General features: G+C 35.0%; 14 protein-coding genes and 5 tRNA genes. All 19 read right to left on the bottom strand.

Annotated elements, in window-relative coordinates:
- Nucleotides 1–3: 3 nt before the first annotated feature.
- Nucleotides 4–4,308 (bottom strand): DNA-directed RNA polymerase subunit beta', encoded by a 4,305-nt coding sequence (rpoC, locus tag FT986_RS04905; protein ID WP_111541799.1) that lies wholly within the window; start codon nt 4,306–4,308, stop codon nt 4–6.
- 75 nt (nt 4,309–4,383) lie between these two features.
- Nucleotides 4,384–8,196 carry a DNA-directed RNA polymerase subunit beta gene (rpoB, locus tag FT986_RS04900; protein WP_111541798.1) on the bottom strand — a complete coding sequence of 1,271 codons (3,813 nt, stop codon included), beginning with the start codon at nt 8,194–8,196 and terminating at the stop codon, nt 4,384–4,386.
- Between the two features lie 171 nt (nt 8,197–8,367).
- The gene (rplL, locus tag FT986_RS04895; protein WP_111541797.1) at nt 8,368–8,742 is read right to left on the bottom strand and encodes a 50S ribosomal protein L7/L12; all 375 of its coding nucleotides are present in this window, start codon (nt 8,740–8,742) and stop codon (nt 8,368–8,370) included.
- Nucleotides 8,743–8,799: 57 nt separating this feature from the next.
- Nucleotides 8,800–9,321: a 50S ribosomal protein L10 gene (gene rplJ, locus FT986_RS04890; protein ID WP_111541796.1), complete on the bottom strand. Its 522-nt coding sequence runs from the start codon at nt 9,319–9,321 to the stop codon at nt 8,800–8,802.
- A 9-nt stretch (nt 9,322–9,330) separates the two neighbouring features.
- Nucleotides 9,331–10,029 (bottom strand): 50S ribosomal protein L1, encoded by a 699-nt coding sequence (gene rplA, locus FT986_RS04885; protein ID WP_111541795.1) that lies wholly within the window; start codon nt 10,027–10,029, stop codon nt 9,331–9,333.
- A gap of 18 nt (nt 10,030–10,047) precedes the next feature.
- Nucleotides 10,048–10,485 carry a 50S ribosomal protein L11 gene (gene rplK, locus FT986_RS04880; RefSeq protein WP_111541794.1) on the bottom strand — a complete coding sequence of 146 codons (438 nt, stop codon included), beginning with the start codon at nt 10,483–10,485 and terminating at the stop codon, nt 10,048–10,050.
- Nucleotides 10,486–10,557: 72 nt separating this feature from the next.
- On the bottom strand, nt 10,558–11,109 hold the full coding sequence (gene nusG / locus FT986_RS04875) for a transcription termination/antitermination protein NusG (protein WP_147864106.1): 552 nt from the start codon (nt 11,107–11,109) through the stop codon (nt 10,558–10,560).
- Nucleotides 11,110–11,124: 15 nt separating this feature from the next.
- Nucleotides 11,125–11,322: a preprotein translocase subunit SecE gene (gene secE, locus FT986_RS04870; protein ID WP_147864105.1), complete on the bottom strand. Its 198-nt coding sequence runs from the start codon at nt 11,320–11,322 to the stop codon at nt 11,125–11,127.
- Between the two features lie 14 nt (nt 11,323–11,336).
- Nucleotides 11,337–11,409 (bottom strand) — tRNA-Trp (locus FT986_RS04865).
- A 61-nt stretch (nt 11,410–11,470) separates the two neighbouring features.
- Nucleotides 11,471–12,658 (bottom strand): elongation factor Tu, encoded by a 1,188-nt coding sequence (gene tuf / locus FT986_RS04860; RefSeq protein WP_147864104.1) that lies wholly within the window; start codon nt 12,656–12,658, stop codon nt 11,471–11,473.
- Between the two features lie 109 nt (nt 12,659–12,767).
- Nucleotides 12,768–12,839, bottom strand: a tRNA-Thr gene (locus tag FT986_RS04855).
- 66 nt (nt 12,840–12,905) lie between these two features.
- A tRNA-Gly gene (locus tag FT986_RS04850) sits at nt 12,906–12,978 on the bottom strand.
- A 47-nt stretch (nt 12,979–13,025) separates the two neighbouring features.
- Nucleotides 13,026–13,107, bottom strand: a tRNA-Tyr gene (locus FT986_RS04845).
- Nucleotides 13,108–13,151: 44 nt separating this feature from the next.
- Nucleotides 13,152–13,225 (bottom strand) — tRNA-Thr (locus FT986_RS04840).
- A 156-nt stretch (nt 13,226–13,381) separates the two neighbouring features.
- Complete coding sequence (locus FT986_RS04835) at nt 13,382–14,284, bottom strand: tyrosine-type recombinase/integrase (protein ID WP_147864103.1); 903 nt, start codon at nt 14,282–14,284, stop codon at nt 13,382–13,384.
- Nucleotides 14,285–14,343: 59 nt separating this feature from the next.
- Nucleotides 14,344–14,538, bottom strand: coding sequence for a 30S ribosomal protein S21 (rpsU, locus tag FT986_RS04830; protein ID WP_147864102.1), 195 nt, complete (start codon nt 14,536–14,538; stop codon nt 14,344–14,346).
- A gap of 177 nt (nt 14,539–14,715) precedes the next feature.
- Nucleotides 14,716–15,882, bottom strand: a complete 1,167-nt coding sequence (locus FT986_RS04825; protein ID WP_147864101.1) for an acyl-CoA dehydrogenase family protein — start codon at nt 15,880–15,882, stop codon at nt 14,716–14,718.
- Between the two features lie 53 nt (nt 15,883–15,935).
- Nucleotides 15,936–16,802 (bottom strand): helix-hairpin-helix domain-containing protein, encoded by an 867-nt coding sequence (locus FT986_RS04820; RefSeq protein WP_147864100.1) that lies wholly within the window; start codon nt 16,800–16,802, stop codon nt 15,936–15,938.
- Nucleotides 16,803–16,816: 14 nt separating this feature from the next.
- Nucleotides 16,817–18,937, bottom strand: coding sequence for an amino acid carrier protein (locus FT986_RS04815; RefSeq protein WP_147864099.1), 2,121 nt, complete (start codon nt 18,935–18,937; stop codon nt 16,817–16,819).
- Between the last annotated feature and the right edge of the window lie 89 nt (nt 18,938–19,026).

The raw sequence follows: 19,026 nt of genomic DNA, 5'->3' as shown, positions 1-19,026 counted from the left end.
ATATTAATTATAGTTTACCTCTTGTTTCTTTTCCATCATTTCGTTTAACTCTTCTTTAGAACCTACAATAATATTATCGTATTCTCTAAGACCTGTTCCTGCTGGGATTCTATGTCCTACAATTACATTTTCTTTCAATCCTTCTAAGGTATCTACTTTACCACTTACCGCAGCTTCGTTCAATACTTTAGTCGTTTCCTGGAATGATGCTGCAGAAATAAATGATTTGGTTTGTAAAGATGCTCTAGTAATACCTTGTAAGATTGGTGTTGCCGTTGCTGGCTGTGCCTCTCTTGCCGTTGCCAATTCTTTATCTGCTCTTCTTAAGATAGAATTCTCATCTCTTAATTCTCTAGCAGTAACGATTTGTCCTGGCTTAAGGTTTTCACTATCTCCTGCATCTTCAACAACTTTTTTACCGAAAATCTCATCATTCTCTTCAATAAAGTCTGATTTGTGAACCAATTGATTTTCTAAGAAAATAGTATCTCCAGAATCTTGAATCTTAACTTTACGCATCATTTGACGTACTACTACCTCAAAGTGCTTATCGTTAATTTTCACCCCTTGTAATCGGTAAACCTCTTGAACTTCGTTAACTAAATACTGTTGTACAGCACTTGGTCCTTTAATGTTTAAGATATCTTCTGGAGTTATAGAACCATCAGATAATGGCATTCCCGCACGAACATAATCGTTTTCTTGAACTAAAATTTGATTAGAAAGTTTAACTAAATATTTCTTAACCTCTCCTAGTTTAGACTCTACGATAATTTCACGGTTACCACGTTTAATTTTACCAAAAGAAACTACACCATCAATCTCACTGACTACTGCAGGGTTAGAAGGATTACGCGCTTCAAATAATTCTGTTACACGTGGAAGACCTCCTGTAATATCACCTGCTTTAGAAGATTTACGAGGTATTTTAACTAAGATTTTTCCAATCTTAATTTTCTCTTCATCATCCACCATTAAGTGAGCTCCAACTGGTAAGTTATAAGAACGAATTACTTCGTCTCCTTTACCCATAATTAGTAAAGTTGGAATCTTTTTCTTGTTTCTTGACTCAGAAATTACTTTTTCTTGGAAACCGGTTTGTTCATCAGTTTCTACTTGGTAAGTAACCCCTTGTTCAATATTTTCGAATTTAACTCTACCTGCAAATTCAGAAATAATAACACCGTTATATGGATCCCATTGGCAAACTACATCATCACGCTTAATTTTGTCTCCAGCCTTGATAAATAATTGAGCACCATAAGGAATAACGTTTGTACTTAAAACGATATTAGTTTTAGGATCTACAATTTTTAATTCTGAAGTTCTAGAGATGATAATTTCAGCAGTTTCACCTTCTGTATTTTCACCTTTAACAGTCTTAAGATCTTCAATCTCTGCAATACCGTCAAACTTAGCTATTAATTTATTTTCTTCGGAAATGTTTCCTGCAATCCCTCCTACGTGGAATGTTCTTAACGTAAGCTGAGTTCCAGGCTCCCCAATAGATTGAGCAGCAACAACACCTACAGCTTCTCCTTTTTGAACAGTTTTTCCCGTTGCTAGGTTTCTACCGTAACATTTTACACAAATACCTTTTTTAGCCTCACAAGTTAATGCAGATCTTACGTCTACACTTTCTAAAGCTGAAGCATCTACTTTTGCAGCAATATCTTCATCGATCTCTACTCCTGCAACAGCAATTACTTCTTGGGTTAAAGGATCTACGATATCATTTAAGGCAGTTCTACCAATGATTCTTTCTGCTAAAGATTCAACGATTTCTTCGTTTTTCTTTAAAGCACTTACATCGATTCCTCTTAATGTACCACAATCAACTTCACCAACAATAACATCTTGAGATACATCTACTAAACGACGTGTTAAGTAACCTGCATCGGCAGTTTTTAATGCGGTATCGGCAAGACCTTTACGTGCACCGTGTGTTGAGATAAAGTATTCTAAAATTGAAAGACCTTCTTTAAAGTTAGATAAAATTGGGTTTTCAATAATTTCACCTCCACCAGAGTTAGATTTTTTAGGCTTAGCCATTAATCCACGCATACCTGTTAACTGGCGAATCTGTTCTTTAGATCCACGTGCTCCAGAATCAAGCATCATATATACTGAGTTGAAACCTTGGTTATCTTCACGAATTCGCTTCATAGCTAATTCAGTAAGATTAGCATTGGTTGCGGTCCAGATATCAATTACTTGGTTATAACGCTCGTTGTTAGTAATAAGACCCATATTATAATTGGCCATAATACCTTCAACTTGCTGATTAGCATCGTCAATCATTTCATATTTTTCTTCAGGAATAATAATATCTCCTAAAGAGAAAGAAAGACCACCTCTAAATGCAAATCCGTATCCTAATCCTTTAATATTATCTAAGAATTCTGCAGTTTCAGGAACGCTAGTTACCTTAAGAATATTACCAATAATATCTCTTAAAGATTTCTTGGTTAATACCTCATTGATAAATCCAGCTTTTTCTGGTACTTCTTCATTGAAAAGTACACGCCCTACAGTAGTTTCAATAATTTGGTAAACTAATTCACCTTTATCATTAAAATCTTTAGCTCTAACTTTTATTGGACTATTTAAGTCTACTTGTTTCTCGTTGTAAGCGATATTAACCTCTTCTGCCGAGTAAAAAGTAAGTCCTTCTCCCTTCATCTTACGCTCTGGAGTAGAAACTCTCATCTTGGTCATATAATAAAGACCAAGTACCATATCTTGAGAAGGTACCGTTACCGGAGATCCATTCGCAGGATTTAGAATATTATGAGAAGCTAACATTAATAGCTGAGCTTCTAAAATAGCTTCTGGTCCTAATGGTAAATGAACCGCCATTTGATCCCCATCAAAATCGGCGTTAAATGCCGTACAAACTAATGGGTGTAATCTAATTGCTTTTCCTTCAATTAATTTTGGTTGAAAAGCTTGAATACCTAAACGGTGAAGCGTAGGAGCACGGTTTAGTAATACTGGATGTCCTTTAAGAACGTTCTCCAAAATATCCCAAACTACAGGCTCTTTTTTATCAATAATTTTCTTTGCAGATTTTACCGTTTTTACAATTCCTCTTTCAATTAGTTTTCTAATTACGAAAGGCTTGTAAAGCTCTGCAGCCATATCCTTAGGAAGACCACATTCAAACAATTTCATTTCTGGCCCAACAACAATTACCGAACGTGCTGAATAATCTACACGTTTACCTAATAAGTTTTGACGGAAACGACCTTGTTTTCCTTTTAATGAATCTGATAAAGATTTTAAAGGACGATTAGAATCTGTTTTTACTGCTGAAGATTTTCTTGTATTATCAAATAATGAATCTACAGACTCTTGAAGCATACGTTTTTCATTACGTAAAATTACTTCAGGGGCTTTAATCTCCATTAATCTCTTAAGACGATTGTTACGAATAATAACACGTCTATAAAGATCATTTAAATCTGAAGTCGCAAAACGACCTCCATCAAGTGGAACTAATGGACGCAATTCTGGTGGAATTACCGGAACCGCTTTCATTATCATCCACGCTGGTTTATTTTCTTTTCCTTTATTAGCATCACGGAAAGCCTCAACAACTTGTAAACGCTTTAAAGCTTCAGTTTTACGTTGCTTAGAAGTTTCGTTATTTGCTTTATGTCTTAAGTCATAAGAAAGCTCATCTAAATCTAAACGGTTTAAAATGTCAATAAGACATTCTGCACCCATTTTTGCGATAAACTTGTTAGGATCTGAATCATCTAAATAAAGATTTTCTTGTGGAAGGGTATCTAATATATTTAAATATTCTTCTTCCGTTAAGAAATCCATTTTTTGCAATGCATCTCCTTCTTCATTCTTAGCAATACCTGGCTGAATTACTACATATCTTTCGTAGTAAATTATCATATCTAATTTCTTAGAAGGTATTCCTAATAAGTATCCTATTTTGTTTGGTAAAGAACGAAAATACCAAATATGAGCTACAGGAACCACTAAATTAATGTGTCCTACTCTATCTCTACGTACTTTTTTCTCGGTTACTTCTACACCACAACGGTCACAAACAATCCCTTTGTAGCGAATTCTTTTATATTTACCACACGCACATTCGTAATCCTTTACAGGACCAAAAATACGTTCACAAAACAGTCCGTCACGTTCTGGTTTATGAGTACGGTAATTAATGGTTTCTGGTTTTAACACCTCACCTCTCGATTCAGCCAAAATCGATTCTGGAGAAGCTAAACCTATAGAGATTTTATTAAATCTCTTTTGTTGTGTATTCTTATCGTTATGTCTTGCCATAATATATGGTACTAAAGAATTATTTTAATTTTAGCCTTATAAGAGATGCCTTCACCGTAGTGAAGGCAATCCTTATTACTCTTCTAACTTAATATCTAACCCTAATCCTTTTAATTCGTGCATTAATACGTTAAAAGATTCTGGCAATCCTGGTTCTGGCATTGGCTCTCCTTTTACGATTGCTTCGTAAGTTTTAGCTCTACCAATTACATCATCAGATTTTACTGTTAAGATTTCACGTAAGGTAGCAGAAGCACCGTATGCTTCTAATGCCCAAACTTCCATCTCTCCAAAACGCTGACCTCCAAATTGAGCTTTACCTCCTAATGGTTGTTGTGTGATTAATGAGTAAGGTCCTATTGAACGAGCGTGCATTTTGTCTTCAATCATATGCCCTAATTTTAGCATATAAATAATTCCAACAGTTGCTGCTTGATCAAAACGATCTCCTGTTCCTCCGTCATATAAGTAAGTATGTCCAAATCTTGGGATACCTGCTTCATCTGTAAGCTCATTAATTTGATCTATAGTAGCTCCATCAAAAATTGGTGTTGCATACTTCTGACCTAATTTTTCTCCAGCCCAACCTAAAACAGTTTCATAAATTTGTCCAATATTCATACGTGAAGGCACCCCTAATGGGTTTAACACGATATCAACTGGTGTTCCATCTTCTAAGAATGGCATATCTTCTTGACGAACGATTCTTGCAACAATACCTTTGTTACCGTGGCGTCCTGCCATCTTATCACCTACTTTAAGCTTACGCTTTTTAGCGATATAAACCTTAGCTAATTTTATAATTCCAGAAGGTAATTCATCTCCTACAGAAATCGTAAACTTCTCTCTTCTTAAGTTACCTTGAAGATCGTTTTCTTTAATTTTATAGTTGTGAATTAAATCTGCCACTAATGCATTGGTATGGTCATCTGTAGCCCAAGTACCTTGCGTTAAATGCGTATAATCATCTACAGAGTTTAACATTTTAAGTGTATACTTTTTACCTTTTGGTAAAACATCTTCCCCTAAATCATTCTTTACTCCTTGAGCTGTTTTTCCTCCTACGATAACAAACAACTTGTCGATTAATTCATTTTTAAGTGTTTCAAACTTAACTCTGTATTTATCTTCAAGTCTTGCAATATCCTCTTTATCTTGAGCTCTCTTACGCTTATCTTTTACTGCTCTAGCAAATAACTTTTTGTTAATTACTACACCATTTAATGAAGGAGAAGCTTTTAAAGAAGCATCTTTTACATCCCCAGCTTTATCTCCAAAAATAGCACGCAAAAGTTTCTCTTCTGGAGTTGGATCTGATTCACCTTTTGGAGTAATTTTTCCGATAAGGATATCACCAGGTTTAACCTCTGCTCCAATACGAATCATACCATGCTCATCAAGATCTCTTGTGGCATCTTCTGAAACGTTAGGAATATCATTAGTTAATTCTTCATTACCTAATTTAGTATCTCTTACTTCTAAAGAATACTCATCAATATGAATAGACGTAAATATATCTTCTCTTACTACTTTTTCAGAAATTACAATCGCATCCTCAAAGTTATACCCCTTCCAAGGCATAAAGGCTACTTTCATATTTCTACCTAAAGCTAATTCTCCTGCTTCTGTAGCATAACCTTGACAAAGTACTTGTCCTTTAGCTACTCTATCACCTATGCGAACAATTGGCTTAAGGTTTACTGAAGTACCTTGGTTGGTTTTTCTAAATTTAATTAGATTATAAGTTTTAGAATCAGATTCAAAACTTACCATTCTTTCTTCCTCAGTACGGTCGTACTTTATAGTTACTTTTTGTGCATCTACGTATTCTACTGTTCCATCTCCTTCTGCATTAATCAATACACGTGAGTCTGAAGCTACTTGACGCTCTAATCCTGTTCCTACAATTGGAGAATCTACTCTCAATAACGGTACAGCTTGACGCATCATGTTAGATCCCATCAATGCACGGTTGGCATCATCATGTTCTAAGAATGGAATTAAAGATGCCGAAATAGATGATATTTGATTTGGAGCAACATCTGTAAAGTGAATCTCTTTAGGATCTACTACAGGGAAATCTCCTTCCATACGAGCAATTACCTTATCGGTATTGATCGTACCATCATCTGTTAACGGAATATTCGCTTGTGCAATTAATTTTCCTTCTTCTTCTTCAGCAGAGAAATAAACAGCTTCATTAGTAATATCAATCTTCCCATTCTCCACCTTACGGTAAGGAGTCTCAATGAATCCCATTCCGTTTACTTTTGCATAAACTGAAAGAGATGAAATTAAACCAATGTTTGGTCCCTCTGGAGTTTCAATAGGACAAAGACGGCCATAGTGTGTATAGTGAACATCTCGAACCTCGAAACCTGCTCTTTCTCTAGATAAACCTCCAGGTCCTAAGGCAGAAAGACGACGCTTGTGCGTTATTTCAGCCAGTGGATTGGTTTGATCCATAAATTGAGAAAGCTGGTTGGTACCAAAGAAAGAATTAATTACAGAAGAAAGTGTCTTTGCATTAATTAAGTCTATAGGTGTAAACACTTCGTTATCACGTACATTCATACGCTCACGAATTGTTCTTGCCATACGAGCTAAACCTACACCAAATTGCTGAGATAATTGCTCTCCTACAGTTCTAACACGACGATTAGAAAGGTGATCGATATCATCTATCTCTGCTTTTGAGTTAATTAACTCAATAAGGTACTTTATAATGGTAATGATATCCTCTTTGGTAAGCACTTGCTTATCCATAGCAATATCAAGACCTAATTTTTTATTCATTCGGTAACGCCCAACTTCACCTAAATTGTAACGTTGGTCTGAGAAGAATAATTTATCAATAATTCCTCTAGCCGTCTCTTCATCTGGCGGCTCTGCATTACGTAATTGTCTGTATATATGTTCTACCGCCTCCTTCTCTGAATTGGTAGGATCTTTTTGTAAAGTATTGTGAATAATAGCATAATCACCAGTAGAATTATCCTCTTTATGTAAAAGAATAGTTTTCGTACCAGTTTCTAAAATTTCTTCGATGTGATCTTTTTCAAGTTCAGTATCACGATCTAATACAATTTCATTACGCTCAATAGAAACTACCTCTCCTGTATCTTCATCTACGAAATCTTCATACCACGTATTTAAAACACGTGCGGCTAATTTTCTACCTAAAACTTTTTTAAGTCCAGACTTAGAAACTTTTACTTCTTCTGCAAGATCAAAAATTTCTAAAATATCTTTATCTCTTTCAAATCCGATAGCACGGAAAAGAGTGGTAACAGGTAATTTTTTCTTTCTATCGATATAAGCGTACATTACACTATTAATATCGGTAGCAAATTCTATCCAAGAACCTTTAAATGGAATTACTCTAGCAGAATATAGTTTTGTTCCGTTAGCATGGAAAGACTGTCCAAAGAAAACTCCAGGAGAACGGTGTAGTTGAGAAACGACAACTCGTTCAGCTCCGTTGATACAGAAAGTACCACTTGGAGTCATATAAGGAATAGTACCTAAATACACATCTTGCACGATAGTTTCAAAATCTTCATGCTCAGGATCGGTACAATAAAGCTTTAACCTAGCTTTTAAAGGCACACTATAAGTTAACCCTCTCTCAATACATTCTTGAATTGAGTAACGTGGAGGATCTACAAAATAGTCTAAAAATTCTAATACGAACTGATTACGGGTATCCGTAATAGGGAAATTTTCCATGAAGGTATTGTATAATCCTTCATTCCCTCTTTCTTCTGATTTTGTTTCTAATTGAAAAAAGTCCTGAAATGATTTTATCTGGATATCAAGGAAATCCGGATAATCAGGTCTGTTTTTAACAGAAGAGAAATTCAATCTTTCAGTTTGCGTTTCTAACATCTATGGACGGAATTTGAGGTTTTTAATATTTGAGGCCACATCAAAATATCAAAAGCCTAATTAAATATAAAAAATGTTTGCGAATAAACGCCGCGTATAAATACGCAAAATGGTTTAGACCTTCAAGCCAAAGCCTGGAGGTCTAAACCTAAATAATATTGCTTGTTAAGCTTACTTAAGCTCAACCTCAGCTCCTGCTTCTTCTAATTGAGATTTTAATGCCTCAGCTTCGTCTTTAGCAACACCTTCCTTAATTGGAGCTGGAGCACCATCTACTAAACCTTTAGCGTCTTTTAATCCTAAACCAGTTAATTCTTTAACTAATTTTACAACTGCAAGTTTAGAACCTCCAGCGGCTTTAAGGATTACATCAAACTCAGTTTGCTCTTCAGCAGCATCATCACCACCAGCGGCTCCACCACCAGCTACTACAGCAGCAGCTGCAGGCTCGATACCATACTCTTCTTTTAATATATCAGCTAACTCGTTTACTTCTTTTACTGTTAAGTTAACTAATTGTTCTGCGAAATCTTTTAAATCTGCCATTTTCTATCGTTTTAAAATGTGTAATTTGAATTATAATTGTTAAAAAGTGCGTACGTTTTATCCTTCTTTTTCAGAAAGGGTCTTAAGAATTCCTGCAATTTTACCACCACCTGACTTAAGTGCTGATACAACATTTTTAGCAGGAGATTGAAGTAATCCAACGATGTCCCCAATAACTTCTTCTTTAGACTTAATGTTAGAAAGAGTTTCTAAATACTCATCTCCTACATATACAGCCTCATTAATGAAAGCTCCTTTTAAAAGTGGCTTTTCAGCCTTTTTTCTGAATTCTTTGATTACTTTAGCTGGTGCATTACCAGTTTCTGCAATCATAATTGAAGTATTGCCTTTTAAAGTTGACGGTAAGTCACCAAAATCTTTTTCGGTTACCTCCATGGCTTTAGCCAACAATGTATTTTTAACTACCGATAACTTAACGTTAGCTTTAAAACAAGCTCTTCTTAAGTTAGAAGTTGTCCCAGCATCTAAACCAGAAATATCTGCTAAATAGATGATAGATGTATCAGTTAACTGGGCAGTTAAATCTTTTATTACTTGTGATTTTTCTTCTCTTGTCATAATATCTAATTATTGCTCAGTAAACCTTTTTGTATCAATCTCAACACTTGGGCTCATAGTACTAGACATATAAATACTTTTAATATAAATACCTTTAGCTGCCTGAGGTTTCAATTTTACTAGCGTAGTTAATAATTCTCTTGCATTTCCTGCAATTTTCTCTGCATCAAAAGAGGCTTTACCAATTCCTGCATGTACGATACCAGTTTTATCTACTTTAAAGTCGATTTTACCTGCTTTCACATCAGATACTGCCTTAGCAACATCCATAGTAACTGTACCAGTTTTTGGGTTAGGCATTAAACCTCTAGGACCTAAAACTCTTCCTAAAGGACCTAATTTACCCATAACACTAGGCATAGTGATGATTACATCAACATCAGTCCAACCACCTTTAATTTTATCTAAGTATTCATCTAGACCAACATAATCTGCACCAGCATCTTTAGCTTCTTGCTCCTTATCTGGAGTTACTAAAGCCAATACCTTTACATCTTTACCAGTTCCGTGTGGAAGTGTCACCACACCTCTAACCATTTGGTTAGCTTTACGTGGATCTACATTTAAACGAACTGCTAAATCTACAGACGGATCGAAGTTTACGTTAGATACTTCTTTTATTAAAGCAGAAGCTTCAGCTACAGTATAGGTTCTTGTAGAATCTATTTTTGACTGAACTTCCTTTTGCTTTTTTGTTAATTTTGCCATTTTTACTTTCTTTTTGGATTAAAATGGTGCATCACCTTTTACTGTTACTCCCATTGAACGTGCAGTACCAGCTACCATTTTCATAGCAGACTCGACAGTAAACGCATTTAAATCTTGCATTTTATCCTCAGCAATAGCTCTTACTTGATCCCAAGTTACGCTTGCTATTTTCTTTCTATTTGGCTCTCCCGAACCTTTCTTTGTTTTTGCTGCTTCCATAAGTTGAACAGCCGCTGGAGGAGTTTTAATTACAAAATCAAAAGACTTATCTTTATATACTGTAATTGCAACTGGCAATACTTTACCAGCTTTATCTTGGGTTCTACCATTGAATTGCTTACAGAATTCCATGATATTTACTCCGGCAGCACCTAAAGCAGGTCCAACTGGTGGCGACGGGTTTGCCGCGCCTCCTTTTACTTGTAGCTTTACAACCTTACTTACTTCTTTTGCCATTTCTTAAAAATTTAGTTTGAATTATTTTTAAAGTGGAAGCATTAACAATAATTCTAATATATATGTAACAATTTATATTTTCTCAACTTGCATGTAGCTCAATTCCAATGGTGTCTTTCTTCCAAATATTTTCACCATTACCTCAAGCTTGCGTTTTTCCTCATTCACCTTCTCCACAGTACCATTAAATCCGTTAAACGGACCATCGACTACTTTGATAGTTTCCCCTACATTGTAAGGAATAGCAACACTATCTGCCTTAACAGACAACTCATCTACCTTACCTAACATTCTATTAACTTCTGATTTTCTTAACGGAACAGGATCACCTCCCTTTGTCTCACCCAGAAAACCAATTACTCCATTAATACCTTTTATAATATGAGGTATTTCTCCACCTAGATTAGCCTGAACCATTATATATCCAGGGAAATACACTCTTTCTTTATTGATTTTTTTTCCATTACGGATTTGAATAACTTTCTCCGTAGGAACCAAGACTTGCTCTACAAAATCTTCTAAACCTTGATGAGCTATTTCTTTTTCTATATAATCCTTAACTTTATTCTCTTGACCACTTACAGCACGAACAACGTACCATTTTTTCAAATTCCCTTCAGACATATCGCTAGTTGATTCTTAAGATTTTACCCATTCAAAATATTGCTCGATCGCAGAACTAAAAACGGTATCTACACCCCATATCGCTAAAGAAAATAATACTGAAAAAACAAGCACAATAACCGTAAGCCTCTGAGCCTCTGCATAAGAAGGCCAAGTTACGTGGTTTTTTAACTCGTTATAAGACTCTGAAATATAATTTACGATTCCTGCCATGATTATTTTATTTGCACGGGTTGAGAGACTCGAACTCCCGACACCTGGTTTTGGAGACCAGTGCTCTACCAACTGAGCTAAACCCGTATCTATAAGCCAAGGTGTTTCGAAAAACGAAACACCTTAAACTTATAATATATATTCAAAATTAGTCTAAAATTTCAGTAACCTGACCAGCACCTACTGTTCTACCTCCTTCACGGATAGCAAAACGAAGACCAACATTCATTGCAATAGTTTGGATCAACTCAACAGTAATAGTCAAGTTATCTCCCGGCATAACCATCTCTACTCCATCAGGTAAATTAATAGTACCTGTAACATCTGTAGTCCTAACGTAGAACTGAGGACGGTAGTTATTATGGAATGGAGTATGACGTCCACCTTCTTCTTTTTTAAGGATATAAACCTCTGCTTTAAACTTAGCGTGAGGAGTTACAGATCCAGGCTTAGTAATTACCATACCTCTAGAAATCTGAGACTTCTCAATACCTCTTAATAAGATACCAGCATTATCTCCAGCCTCACCTCTATCAAGAATCTGACGAAACATTTCAATACCAGTAATAGTAGAAGTTAATTTCTCTGCACCCATACCGATGATCTCAACTGGATCCCCTGTATTAGCAATACCAGTTTCAATACGACCTGTAGCAACAGTTCCACGACCTGTAATAGAGAATACATCTTCAATTGGCATTAAGAATGGCTTATCAACATCACGCTCTGGTAACTCGATCCAAGCATCAACAGCTTCCATTAATTCTAAAACTGTTTTTGTCCACTTATCATCTCCTTCTAAAGCTCCTAAAGCAGATCCAGAAACAACAGGTCCATTATCACCATCATACTCGTAGAAAGAAAGTAAATCTCTAACCTCCATCTCAACAAGCTCTAATAATTCTTCATCATCCACAAGGTCAACCTTATTTAAGAATACAACAATTCTTGGAATACCAACCTGACGACCTAAAAGGATGTGCTCACGAGTCTGAGGCATTGGACCATCAGTCGCAGCAACAACTAAAATAGCACCGTCCATTTGAGCAGCACCAGTAACCATGTTCTTCACGTAATCGGCGTGACCAGGACAGTCAACGTGTGCGTAGTGACGATTTGCTGTAGAATATTCAACGTGAGAAGAGTTAATTGTAATACCTCTCTCTTTCTCCTCTGGAGCGTTATCAATCTGATCAAAAGCACTAGCCTCTGAATAACCAGCATCTGCCATTACTTTTGTAATCGCTGCTGTTAAAGTTGTTTTTCCGTGATCTACGTGTCCAATTGTACCTATATTCAAGTGCGGTTTGGAACGATCATAAGTTTCCTTTGCCATAATTAATACTTATTTAATCTTAGTTATATATTAGTGTTCAATTTTATACAATACAAAAAAACAACAACCCGAAAGTTTTGTTTACGAAAAGCAAACGCCTCATAAATAGAGCCAACGACGAGAATTGAACTCGTGACCTCTTCCTTACCAAGGAAGCGCTCTACCCCTGAGCTACGTCGGCATAAAACTTATTTTTGCTTTATGCAAGTTAAGCCCCATCCCCACCAAGTTACCTTAGTGAAAATAGAGCGGGAGACCAGGTTCGAACTGGCGACATTCAGCTTGGAAGGCTGACGCTCTACCAACTGAGCTACTCCCGCATTCCAAAATTTTGCATTCTAAACTTAATCTTAAATTAAGTTTTTAGTGGGGAGAGCAGGATTCGAACCTGCGAAGACGTAGTCAGCAGATTTACAGTCTGCCCTCGTTGGCCGCTTGAGTATCTCCCCATTGGTTTTTTAAATAAAAAAACCTTCAAAATTTCATAGAACAGAGCCGATGGAGGGACTCGAACCCACGACCTGCTGATTACAAATCAGCTGCTCTAGCCAGCTGAGCTACATCGGCATCTTTTACTCTTTCTATTTTCTAAAGAACTACCGCTTTTCTAACGGAATGCAAATATAGAGGAGTTTGTGAATTACACAAAATATTTTTGCGTTTTTTTTTATCTTTTTTTTGAATAAAAAAACATCTTATTGATTATCAAAATATTAGTTAAAATTATTTTTCACTTTTATTTCTAGGATGCGATTTCCCATATACCTTTTTTAGACTATTAATGTCATTATGGGTGTAAACCTGAGTAGAAGCCAAACTATCATGCCCCAAGAGTTCTTTTACTTCTTGTAGGTTAGCACCATTGGCTAATAAATGGGTTGCAAAAGAATGTCTTAATACGTGAGGACTTTTTTTTGTTTTAGTAGATACTAATGAAAACATTTCATTAATTTTCCTATAAAGCAACGTAGGATAGATCTCTTTAGCTTTTTCTGTTAAAAAGAGAACATCCGTTTGTTTAGATAAGCTCTGTAGAAGTTTCTCTCTAAAATTTAAATACTTCTTAATACTATTTACAAAAGTACCAATTAGAGGGACCACCCGTTCTTTATTTCTTTTTCCTATGAATTTTAAGGTTCTATTTTCTAAATTTAGATTACTTAAAGTTAAGGAAATCACCTCAGCTCTCCGCATACCCGTAACATAGAGCAACTCTATTAGCAATCGGTCCCTTGAAGTCTGAAAAGAATCTACCTCTATTAATTGAAGTACCTCTTGAATCTCTGATTTAGAAAAAGGAACTTGAATTTTTTTAGAAGTCTTTAGCGCTTTATGTTTAACCAAAGGAGAGACCTTAATTGTTTTTGTTTTAAGCAAAAATCTATAAAAAGCATTAAGTGATGAAATTTTCCTATTGATAGAGTTGTTAGAAATCCCCCCTTCTGACAACTCTATAATCCAAGTCCTAATAATAGAGTAATTAACGCTTTTTAATTCACTCTCTTGAAACTGGCTTTCAACAAATTTTCTAAATTTTAATAAGTCGTTTTGATAAGCGATAATCGTATTCTCTGAATAGTTTTTCTCTAATCTTAAATACTCTACAAATTTATCTATGGATGCCATATAAAAGAATTGACCATAAAGTTACTTACTTTATGGTCAATTTTTGGATTTTTGAAAAATTAAATATTCTCTTGATCTCTTAGCTTCTGAATGTATCGAGCTTTTTGAATTTTCTCTCTATTTGTAACAGAAGGCTTTATGAATTCTTGTCTAGATCGTAATTGAAACATCGTTTTCGTTTTATTAAACTTTTGCTTATAACGCTTTAACGCTCTTTCAATATTTTCACCGTCCTTTATCTGTACTATCAACATCTATTTACCACCTCCTTTCTTTAAAAATTTGCGCAAATATATTATTTATTGAGAATGTAAACTACAAACTTTTTAAAATTATTATATCGCAAATTTTTAATAGCTAAAAAAAAAGACCCAACCATTGGCAGAGTCTTTTTTATTTAATTCCGTGGCAACGAAAACAATATTATTAATCTAGGTTGCCGGCTTATATTCCTTCTTATCGATAATCATTTTGGCGATAATCTCTCTAAGAATTTCGGAAGTACCACCTCCTATTGGTCCAAGCCTACTATCACGAAGCATTCTAGCTAATGGATAATCTTCCATATAACCGTAACCTCCTAAAAGCTGCAAACAGTCATATATAGCTTGATCGGCAATTTTTGTAGAAAGTAATTTTGACATACTCGCCTCTTTTACTACATATTCACCTTGATTTAATCTTTTTGCGATAGAATAATTAAATTCTTTACACATCTCTACTTCACTTGCAATATCGGCTACTTTATGTCTTAAGGCTTGAAATTTATCTATGGATCTACCAAAAGCAGTTCTTTCACTCATATATCCCAAAGTATACTGCAATGCATGTTCTGTTCTTGCATGTGCATTAATACCCATAATCAATCTCTCTAATGCAAAATGCTGCATAATGTATGGAAAACCTTGACCTTCTTCACCCATTAGGTTTTCAGCAGGAATTCTTACATCGGTGAAAGAAATTTCTCCAGTATCTGAAGCTCTCCAACCCAACTTATCTAATTTAGTAGAAGCAATACCTGGTGTATCTCTGTCCATCACAAAAATGCTCATGCCTTTATTTCCTAATTCTGGAGAAGTCTTCGCTGCTACTACCAAGTAATCTGAATAGATTCCATTAGTAATAAAAGTTTTTGAACCATTTATAATATAAGAGTCTCCATCTTTTACTGCGGTACTTTTCATACCTGCAACATCAGATCCGCCGAAAGGCTCTGTAATACAAAGACAGCCTATTTTTTTACCTTCAATACTTGGAGTTAGGTATTCTTGCTTTATTCTTTCATCTCCTTCTTTATTTAAGTGCGTCATAGCTAAGTAAGCATGCGCCCACATAGCTGCTGCAAAACCTCCAGAGTTGATTTTTTGTAATTCTTCTAAGAAAATTACTGTATAAAAAAGGTCTAACTCTAAACCTCCATATTTTTCTGGGTAGTTGATACCAAAGTAACCCATTTCTCCAAACTTCTCCCAGATAAACCTTTCGATAGTACCTGTCTTCTCCCACTTATCTAGATGAGGCACCACTTCTTTTTGTAAAAAATCTTTAAGACTTTGCCTAAAAAGTTCGTGTTCTTCAGTAAAATACATATTATTCATTTATTTATACTTTTATTGACTTTTTAAAAATTAAAAAGCCCTTTTATCATTAATTACTCAACGGTCAAATATAATTGTATTCTATCTATTTTATGACTAGGAAAACCATCTATTTTTATTAATTCTTCAAAAGTTGTGATTTTTTCATTCAATTTCCTATAATTAATTATTCTTCTCGCAAGTTCGTAGTCGAAATAAGGTATTTCAGTTAACTGAAGAACTGTAGCAGAATTAATATTTAACAGTATAGGTTTATTTTTAGCCTTTACCGTAAACTTGTCTAAAAGGTTTTGCTCTGCCTCGTAAGACAATCCGTAAATATCTTTAATTTGAATATCATCAATAAAACCTCCAATACGAACTCTATATCTAATAATTCTAGTAGATAAGGTCTGCCCTATTCCGTTAACGGAAATTAAATCATCTTCTGTAGCGTGATTTAAATCAGATTTTAAATGATGAGGAGTGGCACCTCTTTTATACGAAGTATTTTTCTTGTTTTCTTTTACCCATTCTGGAAATTTAAAATAGGGTGATATGGTATTGAGCAACGAATCTGAAACCTGAGTAACTTTTTTAAAATCTTGAATGGAGTTGATCCATTTATTTTGTTCTCTGTATTGATGAAGCCTGTCAATTTCATCCAAACTCATTCCTAAAGTATAACCTTTGTGATCGCTTATATAATTAGGATTAAAAGGAAAGATTTTAAATTTTTTCTTTGTTTTTGCTTTCGCTAAGGAATCTATTTTATGTTGAATTAGCTGAGCTTGCTCATCTTGTACAATCTTATTTTCAGGAAGAGGAAAAAGAGTGTCTTGATAACAGATTCCTATAAAAATCAAAACAATAACTACCCAAAAGAACAAAATCCCATTTCGTTGTTTTTTATTTAAACTGAAATGGGATTGTGTTTTCATATGTTATATGTTGCTTAAGAAGTCACATTCTGCTTCTTAAATAGTTCACCTGCTTTTAATTTTCTGAAGTATTCACGAAGATCTTCTCGTACTTCTCCTGAAAGAATATACAACCCTATGATATTAGGGAAAGACATGGCTAGAATCATCATATCTGAAAAGTCTAGAACTGCTCCTAAACTCACAGAAGATCCTATTACTACGAATATTAAAAATAACATTTTATATACAAATTCGGACTTGTTACTTTTTCCGAATAAATAAGTCCAAGCTCTCATTCCATAATATGACCAAGAGATCATAGTAGAAAATGCAAATAAGAATACTGCTGCTGCTAATACATACGGGAACCAAGAAATTACACTTGCAAAAGCTTGAGAGGTTAATTGTGCACCACCAACTCCTTCAACTTCGTGCATTCCTGTAAAAATTAATACTAATGCTGTTAAAGTACAAACTACAACTGTATCAATAAAAGGTTCTAATAAAGCTACGAATCCTTCTGAAGGCGGATGATTTGTTTTTGCTGTACTGTGGGCAATTGCTGCGGAACCAACACCTGCCTCATTAGAAAATGCTGCACGTTGAAAACCAACAATTAAAACTCCTATAACTCCTCCTTTAAGAGCGGTTGGATTAAAAGCTCCTTCAAAGATTGCACTAAATGCAGGACCGATATTTTCAATATTTATTCCAATAACTGCTAATGCTCCAATTACATATACGGCAGCCATAAATGGCACTACTTTTCCAGTAACTTTAGCGATACTATTAATCCCTCCAATTATAACTACACCTACAAGTACAGATACAATGATACCAAACCAAAAACCATTTCCTACGAGTGCAGGAAATTGACCTGATAAAATTTCAAAAGATTGATTTGCTTGAAACATGTTTCCTCCTCCAAAAGAAGCTCCTACTCCTAATACTGCGAAAAAAGCTGCCAAAAATTTACCAAGACCACTAAGGTTTCTTTTTTCTAAACCATAACGAAGGTAATTCATAGGGCCTCCAAATATTTTACCCTCTTTATTTATAAACCTATATTTTACTCCTAAAGTACATTCTACAAATTTCGAAGACATTCCCATTAAACCTGCCAATACCATCCAAAATGTAGCACCTGCTCCACCTAACGAAATCGCTACTGCAACACCTGCAATATTCCCTAAACCTACTGTGGCCGAGACCGCTGTAGACAATGCCTGAAAATGTGTAATACTTCCTGGCGCATTAGGATCATCGAATTTACCTTTAGCTAAATCTAGTGCGTGTTTAAATCCTCTAAAGTTAATGAACCCCATTCTTATTGTGAAGAAAGCAGCTCCCAATACTAACCATACTACAATAAAAGGTATGGTGTGAGTTTGAGGATCTCCGTTAGGGTGTGTTAGAATGACAGGTTCATCATATTGTATACGTGCAAAATAATGAGCGCCAGATTCTATTAAGTCTGCCGTATTAGTATAGTCAAAAATACTATTTCCCTCTTTTACTAGATGTTGAAGTTCTCCACTTGTTGAGGATCTCACTTCTATATCTCCATCCTTTTCAGAAGTAATTATCGCAATAAGATCGCCTTTTTCAATATGCTGTCCTTCTTTAGCTTCCCAAGATTTAAGAGTAAACTTATCTTCGGTCTCACTCGTCCAATTAGGAATAGATACATTTTTTACGTCAGCATACACAATAGGATCATAAACACCTAATGCGGTGAATGGATCCCAAAAAAGAATTGCTCCCATACTTTGAACAATAGGAGCAAATGTGCCGTTAAAATTTTCTGTAATAGACTCTGCTGGAATACGGTAAGACTTAGTGACTGTATTTTGATTAGCGTCTGTAATAATGACCGTATAATCAATACCTTCGACTAGGTTTTCTGCTTTATTAGATTTTAACGAAGTTTCTTGATTACTCCACTTATACGAATAAGGTGGTGTTCCACCGCTAACATCAAGAATTATTGTACCATCGTTAATAAGACTAGAAGGATTGAGCAACTCTGTCTTCACTTTTAAAGCTTGACTGTCACTATCACCCGTATTATCTTGTGCCTTTACATTAACTTGGGCGTGAATTGTAAGTATAGTTGTACATAAAAACAATGCTGAAAGTAGGTACTTTCTCATAAGGTATAATTATTTATTATAATAAATTTTGGAAAATTGAAATTAAATCTGCAGCAATATCAAAAAAAAACTCACTATATCAAAGTGAT

The sequence above is a fragment of the Mesonia sp. K4-1 genome (assembly GCF_008017825.1).
Classification (GTDB): domain Bacteria; phylum Bacteroidota; class Bacteroidia; order Flavobacteriales; family Flavobacteriaceae; genus Mesonia.
This window is presented reverse-complemented; position numbering and strand designations above follow the sequence as displayed.